The sequence below is a fragment of the Stutzerimonas kirkiae genome (genome assembly GCF_004327335.1).
GTDB classification, from domain to species: Bacteria; Pseudomonadota; Gammaproteobacteria; order Pseudomonadales; family Pseudomonadaceae; genus Stutzerimonas; species Stutzerimonas kirkiae.
In genome coordinates this window covers 85556-100409 of sequence record NZ_QJUO01000010.1, presented here as the reverse complement: position 1 = coordinate 100409, position 14854 = coordinate 85556, and the positions used below count along the sequence as shown (strand labels likewise).

The window sequence follows — 14854 nt, the reverse complement described above, 5'->3', positions numbered from 1 at the left end:
CGGCAAGCCGCAAGCCACAAGCTTGCGGCCTTGTCCCCTCATCACTATCCACAGGAGGATGTATGCGTTTTATCGTGGCTGTGCTGCTGGTTTGTTCGAGCGCCCTGTGCCAGGCCGACTGGCATGTCCTGGCGGACTCGTCGCGGGTCAGCTTCGTTTCGGTCAAGCGGGGCAACATCGCCGATGTGCACCGTTTCAGGAATGTCGCCGGGGTGATCGACGGGCAGGGCGCCGCGCGCATCACCTTGCCGTTCGCCGACCTGGATAGCGGCCTGGCCCTGCGTGACGAACGCATGCGCGAACTGTTGTTCGAGGTGACGCGCTTTGCCCATGCCGAACTGAGTGCGAATGTGGACCTGCCGCACTGGGAGCGGATGCGTGTCGGCGAGGTGCAGGCGACCACGCTGGAGTTCCAGTTGGATCTACATGGTCATCGGCAGCGCCTGAAGGCCGATGTGCTGGTCAGCCGCCTGGGTGAGAAGCGCATGCAGGTAGCGACCCTGGAGCCGATCCTGATCAAGGCCGAGTTGTTCGAACTGGAGGGTGGATTACTGAAACTGCAGGAACTGGCCGGTCTGCCCTCGATCGCATCCGAGGTGCCGGTATGGGCAGTGCTGGATTTCCAGCAGCGTCCCTGAGAACCTGTGTCCGGCGTCGGTTTCCGGAGTCGTGCTCGGGTGGAGAAGCGCTTGATAAAAGCTGGAGAAGTCTTTCCCTGGCGAGAAGGCAATGCCTTTCGCCTGTTGCTGGATGGGCCGGGGTTCTTCCCGGTGATGCTGGCTGCCGTCGATCGGGCGCGTTGCAGTGTCGATCTGGAAATATACCTGGTCGAGGAGAGCGATTGCGCCAGTCGCATGATCGACGCGCTGGTCGCCGCGGCAGACCGTGGCGTGCGGGTGCGTTGCCTGTTCGATGGCTTCGGCTGCCTGCGGCTCGGTCAGGTTTCGCGCCAGCGCCTGTTGCAGGCGGGCGTGCAGCTTCGCCTCTACAATCCGTTGGCATGGCGCCTGCGTTTTCACAATCTGCACCGTGACCATCGCAAATTGCTGGTGATCGACAGCACCCTGGGCTATGTCGGGGGTACGGGGCTGACCGACGAGTTCTGGAGCAGGGAAAGGCCGGAACGGCAATGGCATGAGGCGATGGTCGAGATGCGCGGGCCATTGCTGGCCGATTGGCAGAGGCTGTTCGATGCGCAATGGCTCTTCAGCAGGCGCAAGCGCATCTGGCAGATACCCTTGCCCCGGCGCCAGCCGCGTTTGCCCGTGGCCCCCATGGGCGCGGATGGCCAGGGGCGGGTGGCCTACACTGCGGCCCGCCAGCATCGGGACATCCTGCAGAGCCTGCTGCGTAACCTGCATCGCGCCGAGCGGCGTATCTGGCTGGCCACGCCGTATTTCCTGCCGACCGGCAAGGTACGACGCGCCCTGATCCGGGCGGCCCGGCGAGGTGTCGAGGTGCGTCTGTTGCTGACTGGCCGGCATACCGACAATCCACCCGTGCGTTATGCCGGCCAGCGCTATTATCCGAGGCTGTTGCGCGCCGGGGTGCGCATTCATGAATATCAGCCACACTTCCTGCACCTGAAGATGGTATTGGTGGACGACTGGGTAAGTGTCGGATCGTGCAATTTCGACCACTGGAATCTGCGCTGGAACCTGGAGGCCAACCTCGAAGCCATCGACACTGCGCTGGCCAGTCAGGTGGCTGCCAGCTTCGAGCGCGATTTCACCCGGAGCATCGAAGTGGATATGCAGTCCTGGCGGGCCCGGCCCTTGCTGACAAGGGTCTACCAGCGCCTGTGGGGAATGCTGGACAAACTGGTGATCAATATTTTCAACCGGAGTGGGCGATCATGACGACAGAGCGGAAAATCCTGGTACTGGCCGGTGACTACGTCGAGGACTATGAACTGATGGTGCCGTTCCAGGCCCTGCAGGCCATCGGTTATACCGTGCATGCGGTATGCCCCGGCAAGTCGGCGGGGGACAAGGTGCGCACCGCGATCCATGACTTCGAGGGCGACCAGACCTACAGCGAAAAGCCCGGGCACAACTTCGCCCTCAACTTCGATTTCGCGGCGGTGCGCGCGGACGATTATGCCGGCCTGCTGGTTCCGGGCGGGCGTGCCCCGGAATACCTGCGCTTGAACGACAAGGTGCTGGAACTGGTGCGAGCTTTCGACCAGGCCGGCAAGCCCATCGCCGCCGTGTGCCACGGTGCGCAACTGCTGGCGGCGGCAGACGTGCTCAAGGGCCGCGAGTGCAGTGCCTATCCGGCCTGTGCGCCGGAAGTGCGCCTGGCGGGCGGGCAGTTCGTCGATATCGCGGTCGACCAGGCCCATGTCCAGGGCAACCTGGTCACCGCCCCGGCCTGGCCGGCCCATCCCGCCTGGCTGGCAGCCTTCGTCAGGCTGCTGGGGGCCAGGATCAGTTTGTAAGGGCGGCAAGCTGCAAAAAAAAGCGCCTTGACGAACCCTGGTGTCGCGTCATACATCAAATGTCACAGCGCTCTTGCGTAGGGTGTGCCGTACGCACCTGAACAATCGGTGCCGCTATCCTTGGTGCGCATGGCGCACCCGCCCTACCGACATTTGATTCGTGTCGCGACACTAGATGCCCCCCGCGCTTTTTGCAGCTTCTTTTCTTTTCTTTATGAGTAGAATTTGTTTTCAACTGGAATATATTGAATTTGTCTCATGAGGCTCCGCTCTCCAGAATGCCTGCATCATTCGCATGGGAGAGTTGGGCATGGCCCTGGCACACAATCTTGGATTTCCCCGCATCGGTCGTGACCGTGAGCTGAAAAAAGCCCAGGAAGCCTTCTGGAAAGGCGAGCTGGACGAAGCCGGCCTGAGTGCCGTGGGCCGTGAACTGCGGGCCACGCACTGGCAGGTGCAAAAGGATGCCGGTATCGAACTGCTGCCGGTGGGCGATTTCGCCTGGTACGACCAGGTGCTGACCCACTCGCTGACCTTCGGCGTGATCCCCGAACGTTTCCGTCCGCACAGTGGCAAGCCGACCCTGGATACCCTGTTCGCCATGGCTCGCGGTGCCGTTGGAAAAGAGCGTCGCGACAGTTGCTGCGGCGCTGCCCATGCCCAGCCCTTGCTTGCACAAGAACTGACCAAGTGGTTCGACACCAACTACCACTACCTGGTCCCCGAATTCACCGCCGACCAGCAGTTCGAACTGAGCTGGGAGCAACTGTTCGAGGAAACCGCCGAAGCCATCGCCCTCGGGTACCAGGTCAAGCCGGTGCTGATCGGCCCGCTGACCTACCTGTGGCTGGGCAAGGCCAAGGGCACGGAGTTCGACCGCCTGGAACTGCTGGAGCGCCTGCTGCCGCTGTATGGGCAGATCTTCCAGCGGCTGGCCGGTTTGGGCGTGGAATGGGTGCAGATCGACGAGCCGATCCTGGTGCTGGACCTGCCGCAGGAATGGAAGAACGCCTACGAGCGTGCCTACAACCTGTTGCAGCGCGAACCGCTGAAGAAGCTGGTCGCCACCTATTTCGGCGGGCTGGAAGAAAACCTCGGACTGGCCGCCAACCTGCCGGTCGACGGCCTGCATATCGACCTGGTGCGCGCCCACGAGCAGTACCCGACCATCCTCGATCGCCTGCCGGCCTACAAGGTGCTGTCGCTGGGGCTGGTCAATGGCCGCAACGTCTGGCGCTGCGATCTGGAGAAAGCGTTGCAGGTGCTGCAGCACGCCCATGAACGGCTGGGCGCGCGCCTGTGGGTGGCGCCGTCCTGTTCGCTGCTGCACTCCCCGGTCGACCTGGAGCGTGAAGACAAGCTGGACGCCGAACTCAAGAGCTGGCTGGCATTCGCCCAGCAGAAGTGTGCCGAGGTGTCTATCCTGGCCCGCGCCCTGAGCGAACCCGAGGCCGCCGATGTGCAGGACGCCCTGGCCGCCAGCCGTGCCGTACAGGCCGCCCGAGCGGCCTCGCCGCGTATCCACAAGCCGCAGGTGCAGGCGCGTATCGCCGCCATTCGCCCGCAGGACAGCCAGCGCCCGGCACCGTTCGCCGTGCGTATCGAGAAACAGCGCGCACTGTTGCAACTGCCGGCGTTCCCGACCACCACCATCGGTTCCTTCCCACAGACTTCGGCGATCCGCCTGGCGCGGCAGTCGTTCAAGCAGGGCAGGTTGTCCGAGGCGGCCTACATCGAAGCGATGCAGAGTGAAATCCGCAATGCGGTGAGTTTCCAGGAGCGCCTGGGCCTGGATGTGCTGGTGCATGGCGAGGCCGAGCGCAACGATATGGTCGAGTATTTCGCCGAGCAACTGGATGGCTATGCCTTCACCCGCTTTGGCTGGGTACAGAGCTATGGTTCGCGTTGCGTCAAGCCGGCGGTTATCTATGGCGACCTGAGCCGTCCACGGCCTATGACCGTGGAGTGGATCAGGTATGCGCAGAGCCTGACCGGCAAGGTGATGAAGGGCATGCTGACCGGCCCGGTGACCATGCTGATGTGGTCCTTCCCGCGTGAGGATGCCAGCCGCGAGGGGCAGGCACGGCAACTGGCGCTGGCGATTCGCGACGAGGTGGTCGACCTGGAGGCCGCCGGCATCAAGCTGGTGCAGATCGACGAGGCGGCCTTCCGCGAGGGCCTGCCGCTGCGCCGCTCGCAATGGCGGCACTACCTGGACTGGGCGACCGAGGCGTTCCGCCTGTGCGCCAGCGGCGTGCGCGACGAGACGCAGATACACACCCATATGTGCTACAGCGAGTTCAACGATGTGATCGAATCCATCGCGGCAATGGATGCCGATGTGATCACCATCGAGACTTCGCGTTCGGACATGGAGCTGCTGGAAGCCTTCGAGGCCTTCGAGTACCCGAACGAGATCGGTCCGGGCGTCTACGATATCCACTCGCCGCGTGTACCATCGCTGGAGGAGATGGCCAACCTGCTACGCAAGGCGGCCATGCGCATTCCCGCCGGGCGCCTGTGGGTGAACCCGGATTGCGGCCTGAAGACCCGTGGCTGGCCGGAAACCGAAGCGGCACTGGTCAACATGGTCGCGGCAGCGCGCCAGTTGCGCGAAGAGCTGGCCTGATCCGGCCATGAGGATGTCCGGGCGCTTTGGCGCAGGTGCCTGCGCTCGAATGTCGTTATGGGTTCGCCCCATGGGAATCGTGTGCCGCCTCGTTACGACCGAACTGGCAATCGTGTGCCCGTCTATAGGGTGTATAGCGTGACCTCGGGCTCATCGCCTCTGTGCGGATGCCCGGTGGCGCGTGAATACCTCCCTGTAGCTCTTCGCCGTCATCCCTGGCGGCGAAGGCCCCGTCCCGCCACCGGGCATCCGCACAGTCACTTATCGACGTCGACGGTGCCTGTAGGAAAGAGCGCGAAGCTGAAAACCCTACGGATGATTCGGCACCGCGCCAGCGGTCCTTTCCATAGTCGCCTCGATATTCGCCGCGAGCCCGGCCAGCCGCGCTATGAAACACGCATGAACCCGTCGCCCATATGAATAAGGAGGGCGCTCTTCGTCGGCGTCCCTGCCAACGAAGGTTTCGAGCGTTAGCGAGTCCACGGGTACCAGGACACCGCCAGCGCTCTATGATGAAGCACATACTTGATTGCCAATCCGGAGGGCACGCCTGCCTGGGGCGGAGGAGAGCGCCCAGGCGATTGCCCTCATCAAAGTATCCGGGCACAGGCTCTGACGCGACACTAATCGGTGGTGTGTATCCTTTGCTCGGCCTCGACGTAGGCGGGGGTCTTGCCCACATCCGCGAAGATTTCATCCCCTTCCTCGGTGCGGATGACCTGTTCGCCCTTGATATAGGGGATCGCCGATTCCGCTTCATGGATGGCCGCATGGAGCAGGCCCTCGGTGATGGTCTGTTCATCCAGCCCGTAGATCTCGGCGAAAGCCTTGATCTTGACCAGATCGTGCCGGTAAAGGGTCAGGGTGGTTTCCACCCGTTCCTGTGCGGCTCGGGATCTGGTTTCCCACTGATTCAGCAGCGTCGCGAAAGTGCTCATGTCCGTCTCCAGTGATCCACGGGCCTGGATATCCAGCCTGTCCAGGCTCCTGCAATATCCGACCCCGTTGCGGACAGCGCGTTCTACCGCCAAGCCGTGCAGGGCACCTGCGCAGCAAGTCAGTGGCCCCGCTTCTTGGGTTGACCAGGACATTTCCTCTCCAGCCGGAGGCAGGTTCGTATGCCTCCAGCTCTCCAGCTTGCGGCCTATGGCAAGTCCCCTGGCATTCCCGCGTGCTCGATCGCATTGGCGATATGCCGCATGAGCTGGGCATCCATGGGCCTGCCCAGGTTGATGTTCAACCCGGGTATGGGGCGTTGGAACCAGCGCTGGTAGATATCGGTCATGTCGGGTGCGGCGAGGACGGCGAGCAGGGCATCGCGTACGACCAGTTCGAAGGCCCGGTCGTCCAGGCGCATCATGAAACCGTAGGGTATCGGTGCGCTCAGGGTTTCCTCGGAAACCCTGTATTTTTCAGGCTCGGGGCTGCCGGCGATCATGGTCTGGAGAATGATGTCGTCCATGATGAAGGCGCTGACCCTGCCTGTTCCAAGCAGCTCGAAAGCCGTCTCGTACGAATCGCTCGGGATGATCGCGAGGTTGAGCCGGCGCAGGCGGTTGGCCTGGTTGACCTGGCCGATGCTCACGGTGCCGCGGGTGACGCTTACACTGCGCCCCTTGAGGTCGTCGAACCGGCGGACCTGCTGTCGTTCGTGGGTCGCGTAGCGGGTTGCGCTGTAGAAAATGGCCGGGGAGAAGGCAACGTTGCGGCGTCGTTCGCTGGTATTGCTGGCGGTGTCGCAATCGATGTCGTAGTCGCCCCTGTCGAGCATTTGCACGCGTTTGTTGGCTGTATGCAGGACATACTCGATCGCCAGTCGCTCCAGCCCGAGCTGTTTCTGCAGGCGCCTGGCGATCCTCTGGCAGAGTTCGATCGAGTAGCCGACGACCTGGCCGTCGGCCTGGTAGGCGAATGGTGGCAGGCCGCCATAGCCGAAGCGGATCACACCAGTCTCGTGAATATGCTCCAGGGTGGAGGCGAGCACCGGCGGCCAGGTACCGCTCGCCGCCAGCAACAGGCCAAGCAATAGCGCGCGCGGGTGTCCGTTCTTCTGCTCCTGGCGATGCGTGGTCATCTGCCGTCTCCTCAATCGAGGTATTCGCCGGGGCTGGCGAATATGGCCCTGAGTTCGCTGGTAATGGGCAGGGCGAGGCTCTGCCCGTTCGGTGGGATCGGCGACTGGAACCAGCGCCGATAGAGGGTTTCTATTTCACCGCTGGCGAAGAGGTCGCGCATGGAGCGATTGACCACGGCCTTGAACCGCAGGTCGCCGGGGGGCAGCAGGATGCCGTAGGGTTCGGGGTTTTCCAGGGTCAGGCTGGAAATCTCGAAGGCCTGCGGGTTGTCGGAAGCGGCTACCAGACCCGCCAGCAGGATATCGTCGGCGACCAGTGCGGCGGCCTTGCCGTTTGCCACCAGTTCGAAGGCTTCCTGGTAATCGCGGGTGAGGATTACCGAGATGTTCAGGTAGCCGGCCCGGTTGAGTGCGTGGAGTTGCTCCAGGCCGAGCGAGCCGCTGGGGGCCGCGACACTGCGCCCGGCCAGGTCTGCCAGGTTGTGCAGGGCATTCTCTCGGCGTGAAACGAAGCGGTTGCTGGCCACGAAATGTGGGTAGCTGAATTCCGCCAGCTTGCGGCGCATGACGGTGTTGGTGGTGGCGCCGCATTCGAGGTCGATGCTGCCGTTGCCGATCAGGATGAAGCGCGTGGCGGTGGTGACCGGCATATAACGCACGTCGATGCGTTCCAGCCCCAGCTCCTGGCGGATGCCTTCGACGATATGCCGGCAGATATCCACCGAGTAGCCCATCACCTGGCCATCGGCGACATAGGACAAGGGTGGCGCATTGTGCCGGTGGCCGAGGGTGACGCTGGCGGTTCTGGCGATCCGTTCCAGTGTTTCGCCATCCTCCGCCGCATTCACCGCCGTTATCGCCACAGAGGCCAGCAGCAGGGCCGCGGCGATGCAGGCCGATGGCCAGAGGCGGCTGGCGCGGTTCCATATCCATGTGATCCCGATTTCTTTCCCAGGCATCTTTCTTCCCCTGAAGTCTTTCCTTGAAGTGAGCCGCTCATTCCTTGAATAGACTCGTCAATCCGGCTTATCCATCGGTCGTCTCATGTTGCGCCGGCATGGACATGCCGTGGCGATAGAACATGAAGCGGCGGCGGCCATCGTTCTTGGCCGCATACAGCGCTACATCGGCCCGTAGCAGCAGTTCGTGCGGGGTATGGCCGTCGTTCGGAGCCCGGGCGATGCCGATGCTCACGCCGACGCTCAGGGTGAGTCCGTTGCTCTCGATGGGCCTGCTGATGGCTTCGATCAGGCGTGTGGCCAGTCGCTGGGCCTCCTGCTCGGCGTCGCGCGCGATCTGCTGGATGATCGCGAACTCGTCGCCACCCAGCCGTGCGGCGGTGTCATTCGATCCCAGCAGCAGCGATATGCGCTCGCCGATCTCCACCAGCAGCTTGTCGCCGGTGGCGTGGCCGAAGCGATCGTTGACCACCTTGAAGTCATCCAGGTCGAACAGCATCAGGTTGAATCTCTGCTGCACGGCCAGTTTTTCCGTGGCATGGTCCAGGGTATTGTTCAACTGCGCGCGATTGGGCAGGCCGGTCAGAACATCGTGGTGGGCCATGTATTCCAGGCGCAATGCCCGTTCCTTGATCTCCAGCAGATGCTCGCGCTCGATGACGGCGGTGCGCAGCTTCTCTATCGCGCAGGCCAGGTCGCCGATCTCGTCGTCACGCTCGAGAAAGGGCGTGGTGGTGCGAGTGTCGTTGTGGGCAATGCGGGTCAGTGCCTCGATAAGGCGCGGAACCGGGCGGAAGACCCGGCGCTTGAGCAGGAACAGGCCGCCGAGGGTGACGGCCAGCACCGTCAGCAATACCAGCAGCGAGCGGTGTACCAGATCATTATGGGTCGCATAGAGTTCCGATCTCAGGCCAATGCTGGATACCACGCTGCCCAGCAGTTGCCCGTCCGGGGCCAGCACCGGCAGCGACGCGATGAAATGCTCTTCATCGCCGATATGGGCGAACCCCGTGTAGAACTGTTGCGGCGCCGCCAGTTGCAGAAGCGGGGGCTGTCCGTCCGGGTGGCTGCCGAGGGTACCCCAGGCATCCGCCACGCCGACCAGACGCTGCCTGCCAGGTTCGCGCTGGAACAGCCAGGCGTTGCTCTTGGTCTGGCTGGCGGCCTGCGCCAGTACATCGGCGGTACTGAAACCGGTATCGAGCACGGCAGTCGAATCGCCAAGCAGGCGCTCACTGAGGATGCCGGTTATCTGTCCATGCTCATCGGCGTCGACGGCGACGAAGGTATAGGTGTGGCGGATCACGGCGCTGACGATCTGCGCGTTCACCTCGGCCGCACGCGTCCACTGGTCACGCAGGCTGCGCTCCATGATGAAGAGCCCGGCCGCCGCGCCGAGAATATAGGCCAGCAGCACTCCGGCCAGCATGAGAGCCTGGATCTGGCCTTGCAGCGAGCGCCGCCAATTGAACAAGGGCGCGAATGGACGAGGTTCGCCGGAACGTGGTGCCGGCCCTTGTAGCCCGTCCGGGATTGATTTTTCCATACATTCCCCTATAGCGAATTTTCCTCTATTTCTCCGTGGTTCCGCTCAGGGCCGGCAGCATCGACTGCGTATCGCTCGTCGGCGAATCTGTAAAAACTCAATCTCTATTGCCGTAGATCAATGACATGGCTGGATGCCATCGTCGTTATATCAATCGTTACGCTTTAAAAGTCAACCGCGAAGTCAATATTGCAAGAAATTTCGCCTGCCCGGGAGGGGCTGTCGCGACAACGCGGCTTGCGACGAAACGGGAACAGACCCTACGCCATATGGCTCTGGGCCTCATGCAGTGCTTGCGAGCCGAGGGAAAAGAAAACAAGCCCCCAGGAACGCGAAAGCCCGGCTTGCATGGCCGGGCTTTCGCGTTCCTGGGTGGGACTGTTATTGCACTTCCACCGCCAGGCTGTCGGCGATCTTCTTCTGCCAGATCGCCGGGCCGGTGATGTGTACCGACTCGCCATTGGTATCGACGGCGACGGTGACCGGCATGTCCTTCACTTCGAACTCGTAGATGGCTTCCATGCCCAGTTCGGCGAAGGCCAGTACCTTGGACTTCCTGATCGCCTGGGCCACCAGGTAGGCGGCGCCACCCACGGCCATCAGGTAGACGGCCTTGTTGTCGCGGATCGCCTCGATAGCGATCGGGCCGCGTTCGGACTTGCCGATCATGCCGAGCAGGCCGGTGCTCTCCAGGATCTGCCGGGTGAATTTGTCCATGCGCGTGGCGGTGGTGGGGCCGGCCGGACCGACCACTTCGTCACCGACCGGATCGACCGGGCCGACGTAGTAGATAAAGCGGCCCTTGAGATCGACGGGGAGTTGCTCGCCCTTGTTGAGCATATCGACCATGCGCTTGTGCGCGGCGTCGCGACCGGTGAGCATCTTGCCGTTGAGCAGGATGGTCTCGCCCGGCTTCCAACTCTGCACTTCTTCCGGGGTGATGCTGTCGAGGTCGACGCGACGGGCGCTCGGGCCGGCTTCCCAGACGATGTCCGGGTAGGCGTCCAGCGAAGGCGCTTGCAGTTCCGCCGGGCCGCTGCCATCGAGCACGAAGTGGGCGTGGCGGGTGGCGGCGCAGTTGGGGATCATGCACACCGGCAGCGAGGCGGCGTGGGTCGGGTAATCCATGATCTTGACGTCGAGCACGGTGGTCAGGCCGCCCAGGCCCTGGGCGCCGATACCCAGTTGGTTGACCTTCTCGAACAGCTCCAGACGCAGTTCCTCGATGCGGTTTTGCGGGCCACGGGCTTGCAGTTCATGGATGTCGATGTGCTCCATCAGTACTTCCTTGGCCATCACCGCGGCCTTCTCGGCGGTGCCGCCGATGCCGATGCCGAGCATGCCCGGCGGGCACCAGCCGGCGCCCATGGTCGGCACGGTCTTGAGCACCCAGTCGACGATGGAGTCGGACGGGTTGAGCATGGCCATCTTCGATTTGTTCTCGGAGCCGCCGCCCTTGGCCGCGACATCCACTTCCACCTTGTCGCCGGGGACAATGGAATAGTGGATCACCGCCGGGGTGTTGTCCCTGGTGTTCTTGCGGGCACCGGCCGGGTCGGCCAGGATCGAGGCGCGCAGCACGTTCTCCGGCAGGTTGTAGGCACGGCGCACGCCTTCGTTGATCATGTCGTCGACGCTCAGGGTGGCGCCGTCCCAGCGCACGTCCATACCGACCCTGATGAATACGGTGACGATGCCGGTGTCCTGGCAGATCGGCCGGTGGCCGGTGGCGCACATGCGCGAGTTGATCAGGATCTGCGCCATGGAATCGCGCGCGGCCGGCGATTCTTCCTTCAGGTAGGCTTCATGCATCGCCTGAATGAAATCAACCGGGTGGTAATAGGAAATGAACTGCAATGCGTCGGCGACACTCTGGATCAGGTCGTCTTGTTTTATCACGGTCATGTGCGCGTCCTCTTGGCGGGGCGGAACGATGAGCAAACAGGGGCGCCCGGCAGGCACCCCAGTTGGAAACGGCGCGGCAGTATAGCGCGTCGGATTGACGCTGGCACGAAACGGGCAGGGTGATGCAGGGACATCGCGCCATGCCGTTATTCACCGGCAGGGCGCTTCGATAAAAGCGCTGGAGGCTGGAAAGCTGGACGAAAAACACCGGCTGCCACGCTCTTTCGTCCAGCCGTCCAGCCGTCCAGCGCTTTTCCCGGATTTATAGCGGGCGTCGTGGCGGTCCGCCGGGCTGTTAATATCGGCCTGTCCTATTCGCTGGAGGTGGTAATGAACGTACAAGTCATCATGCGCGATGGCGCGCCGGAGTATGCGGTGCTGCCATGGGCCGAATACCAGGCGTTGCTGGACGCCACGGGACGTACGCCAGATCAGCCGGCCATACAGCCTGGCCAGGCCTCGTTGGCGCAGTTGGCGCAACTGCGCCAGGAGCAAGGGCTGAGCCTCGAACAACTGGCTCGTACGGTAGGCATCAGCCCGGCCTACCTGGAACTGATCGAGCGGGGCGAGCGCGATCCGGATAGTGCCATTCGCCGGGTGCTCGCCCGGACCCTGGGGGTCTCTGGCTGGGGCGAGGCTTCTTGAACAGCCGGGTGCTGAGGATCAGCCGGGCCCAGTGGCAGGCGCTGCTGGATGCACTGGAGGTGACCCGGCGCGAGCGCAAGCTGCTGACTTACCGTTCCCTGCTGGAGCGTTTGCAACTGGCGACCCCGGCCATGCTCACCCTGACCTCGGCGCTGGAACACCTGGCGAGCAGGGATGCGGAGGCCGGGCGGCCCTTGCGCAGTGCATTGGTAATCAGCCAGAGCGCCAGCCGCTTGCCGCGCAGCGGGTTCTTCGACTGTGCGAAGCGGCTGGGCCGCTTCAGCGGAGATCCCGAGGGCGCTGCCGCCGTGTCCTGGCATGCCGCCGAGGTGGCCAGGGTGTTCGATTTCGATTATCCGGAGGCGACATGATCGTCTGGAAAATCCGGGCACGCATCGGCTACTGGTGTGCACGCCGGTTACTGGCATGGCGCTGGGCCGTTGCGCAGCCTCGCCTGTGGCGCTGGATGGAAGGGCAGTTCTCGCGTATGGCCAACCTGGGCGACAGGCCTGCGCAGAGTTTCTACGGGCATGTGCTGCTGTTTCGCGGCCAGGGGCTGGGCTCCCGCCAGGAAGGCATGCGCTTGTTGGGACTGGCGGCGCAAGCCGGGGATGGCAAGGCGGCCTATCAACTGGGTTGCCAGTGCCTGGCGGCGCGGCTCGAGCAGCCAGCCGATCCAGCACAGGCCGCGCAGTGGTGGCGGATGGCCGTGGATGCCGGCCATCCGTTGGCGGCATCGCGGCTGGCTCAATTGTATGAGCAGGGCGGCGAAGGCCTGCCCGGCGATCCACTTCTGGCGCAACGCTATCGCGCGCAGGCGGCCAGGCTCGGGTTCTGATCCTGATGGTTGTCGGTATCCAGCAGGTGCCAACTGAAACCGGGCTTCAGTTTGGCCTGGTGCTTGGCTTCCGATGCCAGGCCCGCGAGCATCGCCGCATCCAGCTCCTGCGCCCGGTATGGGCGCAGATGCACCGCGCCGACCGAAAGCGCCAGCAGCGGGTAGCGGGTCTGCTGCCCCTGGCGGTCCTGGGCGATGAAGCATCCATCGCTCAGGTGTTCGCTGCGGTAGAAGCTTCGGCAGCGTTTCTGGAAGTCCTCGAACAACAGTTCCAGCCGCCGCTGCCAGTCGTTGGGGCCGAGCACCAGCATGAAATCGTCACCGCCGATATGGCCGACGAAGTCGCAGCTGTAGTCGAGCCGTTCGCCCAGGCAGTGGGACAGGCACAGCAGTACCTCATCCCCCTTGGCATAGCCGTAGATATCGTTGAAAGGCTTGAAATTATCCAGGTCGACATAGCAGATGACCGCTTCACGCTCCTGTTGCAGCAGGCGGGCCAGGCATTGCTGAATCGGTACATTGCCGGGCAGCAGGGTCAGCGGATTGGCGTGACGTGCCTGCTGGATCTTCATCTCGGTGATCAGCTTGAGCACGTCGATGACTCGCCCCAGGCCGTGGTAGTCGCCTTCATGGGTGATGATGAAGTCTTCCTCTATGCGCTGTCGGGCACGGCTGGTCAGCAGCCGGCTGACCTGCTGCAGCGACTGGTGCAGTTCCACGGCGAGAAAGTCATCGCTCATCAGGCGACTGATCGGCTTGCGTGACAGCAGGTCGGTGGCGAAAGGCTTGAGCAGCGCTTCGGAGAGCAGGTTGCGGTGGACGATGCCGACCGGGCGGCTTCCTTCGTCCAGTACCGCCAGCGAATTGAGATTGGCCTGCATACGGAAGATTTCCAGCACTTCGCCGACCGGCTGCTCCTGGGACACGGCGGGCTGGCGTAGCAGCAGCGGGCTCAGGTCGCCGCTGTCTTCGTTGAGGCCGACCTGCGAGGGCAGAACGATCCGTTCGGCGTCCAGGCATGGCTGCTCCTGCGGGCGTCCGAGCAGATAGCCCTGTACCAGGTCGACCCCCATCTCCATCAGCACCGTCAGCTCTTCCTGCAGCTCGATGCCCTCGGCGATGACCTGTGAGTGGGAGGTCCGGGCGATCTTGAGAATGGACTCGACGAACTTGCGCTTGACCGCATCCAGGTGGATGCCGTCGATGAAGTAACGGTCGATCTTGACGTAGTCGGGGCGCAGTTCCGACCACATGCGCAGGCTCGAATAACCTGCGCCCAGGTCATCCAGGGCGATCAGGAAGCCCATGTCGCGGTAATGGTGCAGGGCAGTGTCGAGTAGCGCCACATCGTCGGTGGGTGACTGCTCGGTGAGCTCGATGACCACCTGCTCGGGAGAGAGGCCATAGGTCCGCAGGAATTCCAGGGTCCGGCCCGGCTTGTGCGAGGCTTCCAGCAGCGACTCGGGCGAGGCGTTGAGGAACAGCTTGCCGCGCAACCGCCGTTGGCTGAAGCAGCGGCAGGCGTTCTGCCGGCAGGCCATTTCCAGCTCGTTCAGGCGTCCGCCGTGGCGGGCCGCCGCCAACAGGTTGATCGGTGAATGCAGGGGGCTGTCGGACGGGCCGCGTGTCAGGGCCTCGTAGCCGAGGATGCGCCGCTCGGAGAGCGAAACGATGGGCTGGAACAGTGTGCTGATGTCGCCATGAGCAAGGATATGGTCCAGGCTGCTCGACTGCGAGGTGGCGGTCATACGGACCTCATGCGGTGGTCGCGGAAACGGAAAGGCCCGCACCGCGGGCCCTCCCATTTCATGCGAGCAT

At 63.3% G+C, this 14854-nt stretch carries 13 protein-coding genes; 7 read left to right on the top strand and 6 right to left on the bottom strand.

Features of this window, described 5'->3' with window-relative positions; all coding sequences use genetic code 11:
- Positions 1-62: 62 nt before the first annotated feature.
- From DNJ95_RS07925 to metE, 4 genes are all read left to right on the top strand, one after another.
- A complete protein-coding gene (locus DNJ95_RS07925; protein ID WP_131184181.1) occupies positions 63-638 on the top strand; it encodes a YceI family protein in 576 nt (191 codons plus the stop codon).
- 54 nt (positions 639-692) lie between these two features.
- Positions 693-1859 (top strand): phospholipase D-like domain-containing protein, encoded by a 1167-nt coding sequence (locus DNJ95_RS07920; protein WP_165491615.1) that lies wholly within the window; start codon positions 693-695, stop codon positions 1857-1859.
- Complete coding sequence (locus DNJ95_RS07915) at positions 1856-2440, top strand: DJ-1/PfpI family protein (RefSeq protein WP_131184180.1); 585 nt, start codon at positions 1856-1858, stop codon at positions 2438-2440. The genes DNJ95_RS07920 and DNJ95_RS07915 overlap by 4 nt, the downstream gene beginning before the upstream one ends.
- A gap of 310 nt (positions 2441-2750) precedes the next feature.
- Complete coding sequence (gene metE, locus DNJ95_RS07910; RefSeq protein ID WP_131184179.1) at positions 2751-5069, top strand: 5-methyltetrahydropteroyltriglutamate--homocysteine S-methyltransferase; 2319 nt, start codon at positions 2751-2753, stop codon at positions 5067-5069.
- A gap of 623 nt (positions 5070-5692) precedes the next feature.
- On the opposite strand, the gene DNJ95_RS07905 is transcribed toward metE, so the two are convergent.
- The 5 genes from DNJ95_RS07905 to DNJ95_RS07885 all read right to left on the bottom strand — a co-directional run bounded on the left by DNJ95_RS07905 (position 5693) and on the right by DNJ95_RS07885 (position 11553).
- Positions 5693-6007 carry a hypothetical protein gene (locus DNJ95_RS07905; protein WP_131184178.1) on the bottom strand — a complete coding sequence of 105 codons (315 nt, stop codon included), beginning with the start codon at positions 6005-6007 and terminating at the stop codon, positions 5693-5695.
- Between the two features lie 206 nt (positions 6008-6213).
- Positions 6214-7143 (bottom strand): amino acid ABC transporter substrate-binding protein, encoded by a 930-nt coding sequence (locus DNJ95_RS07900; protein ID WP_131184177.1) that lies wholly within the window; start codon positions 7141-7143, stop codon positions 6214-6216.
- An 11-nt stretch (positions 7144-7154) separates the two neighbouring features.
- Positions 7155-8102: an amino acid ABC transporter substrate-binding protein gene (locus DNJ95_RS07895; protein ID WP_131184176.1), complete on the bottom strand. Its 948-nt coding sequence runs from the start codon at positions 8100-8102 to the stop codon at positions 7155-7157.
- A 67-nt stretch (positions 8103-8169) separates the two neighbouring features.
- Positions 8170-9648 (bottom strand): diguanylate cyclase domain-containing protein, encoded by a 1479-nt coding sequence (locus tag DNJ95_RS07890; RefSeq protein ID WP_131184175.1) that lies wholly within the window; start codon positions 9646-9648, stop codon positions 8170-8172.
- Between the two features lie 381 nt (positions 9649-10029).
- Complete coding sequence (locus DNJ95_RS07885; RefSeq protein ID WP_131184174.1) at positions 10030-11553, bottom strand: fumarate hydratase; 1524 nt, start codon at positions 11551-11553, stop codon at positions 10030-10032.
- A 330-nt stretch (positions 11554-11883) separates the two neighbouring features.
- Between DNJ95_RS07885 and DNJ95_RS07880 the strand changes: the two genes are divergently transcribed.
- From DNJ95_RS07880 to DNJ95_RS07870, 3 genes are read left to right on the top strand one after another with little or no spacing between them, the layout of a single operon-like run.
- Positions 11884-12198, top strand: coding sequence for a helix-turn-helix domain-containing protein (locus DNJ95_RS07880; RefSeq protein ID WP_131184173.1), 315 nt, complete (start codon positions 11884-11886; stop codon positions 12196-12198).
- Positions 12195-12569, top strand: coding sequence for a hypothetical protein (locus tag DNJ95_RS07875; RefSeq protein ID WP_242671951.1), 375 nt, complete (start codon positions 12195-12197; stop codon positions 12567-12569). The genes DNJ95_RS07880 and DNJ95_RS07875 overlap by 4 nt, the downstream gene beginning before the upstream one ends.
- Positions 12566-13036 (top strand): tetratricopeptide repeat protein, encoded by a 471-nt coding sequence (locus DNJ95_RS07870; RefSeq protein WP_181953381.1) that lies wholly within the window; start codon positions 12566-12568, stop codon positions 13034-13036. Before DNJ95_RS07875 ends, DNJ95_RS07870 begins: the two co-directional genes overlap by 4 nt.
- Here the strand turns inward: DNJ95_RS07870 and DNJ95_RS07865 are convergent.
- Positions 13003-14784 (bottom strand): bifunctional diguanylate cyclase/phosphodiesterase, encoded by a 1782-nt coding sequence (locus DNJ95_RS07865; protein ID WP_131184172.1) that lies wholly within the window; start codon positions 14782-14784, stop codon positions 13003-13005. The two genes, DNJ95_RS07870 and DNJ95_RS07865, sit on opposite strands and share 34 nt — an antisense overlap.
- Between the last annotated feature and the right edge of the window lie 70 nt (positions 14785-14854).

What these genes read in the sequence shown, in the direction of transcription:
- DNJ95_RS07880 (WP_131184173.1), top strand. Translation starts at nt 11,884, where the DNA reads ATGAACGTACAAGTCATCATGCGCGATGGCGCGCCGGAGTATGCGGTG.
- metE (WP_131184179.1), top strand. Translation starts at nt 2,751, where the DNA reads ATGGCCCTGGCACACAATCTTGGATTTCCCCGCATCGGTCGTGACCGT.
- DNJ95_RS07885 (WP_131184174.1), bottom strand. Translation starts at nt 11,553, where the DNA reads ATGACCGTGATAAAACAAGACGACCTGATCCAGAGTGTCGCCGACGCA.
- DNJ95_RS07915 (WP_131184180.1), top strand. Translation starts at nt 1,856, where the DNA reads ATGACGACAGAGCGGAAAATCCTGGTACTGGCCGGTGACTACGTCGAG.
- DNJ95_RS07925 (WP_131184181.1), top strand. Translation starts at nt 63, where the DNA reads ATGCGTTTTATCGTGGCTGTGCTGCTGGTTTGTTCGAGCGCCCTGTGC.
- DNJ95_RS07895 (WP_131184176.1), bottom strand. Translation starts at nt 8,102, where the DNA reads ATGCCTGGGAAAGAAATCGGGATCACATGGATATGGAACCGCGCCAGC.
- DNJ95_RS07890 (WP_131184175.1), bottom strand. Translation starts at nt 9,648, where the DNA reads ATGGAAAAATCAATCCCGGACGGGCTACAAGGGCCGGCACCACGTTCC.
- DNJ95_RS07900 (WP_131184177.1), bottom strand. Translation starts at nt 7,143, where the DNA reads ATGACCACGCATCGCCAGGAGCAGAAGAACGGACACCCGCGCGCGCTA.
- DNJ95_RS07865 (WP_131184172.1), bottom strand. Translation starts at nt 14,784, where the DNA reads ATGACCGCCACCTCGCAGTCGAGCAGCCTGGACCATATCCTTGCTCAT.
- DNJ95_RS07905 (WP_131184178.1), bottom strand. Translation starts at nt 6,007, where the DNA reads ATGAGCACTTTCGCGACGCTGCTGAATCAGTGGGAAACCAGATCCCGA.
- DNJ95_RS07870 (WP_181953381.1), top strand. Translation starts at nt 12,566, where the DNA reads ATGATCGTCTGGAAAATCCGGGCACGCATCGGCTACTGGTGTGCACGC.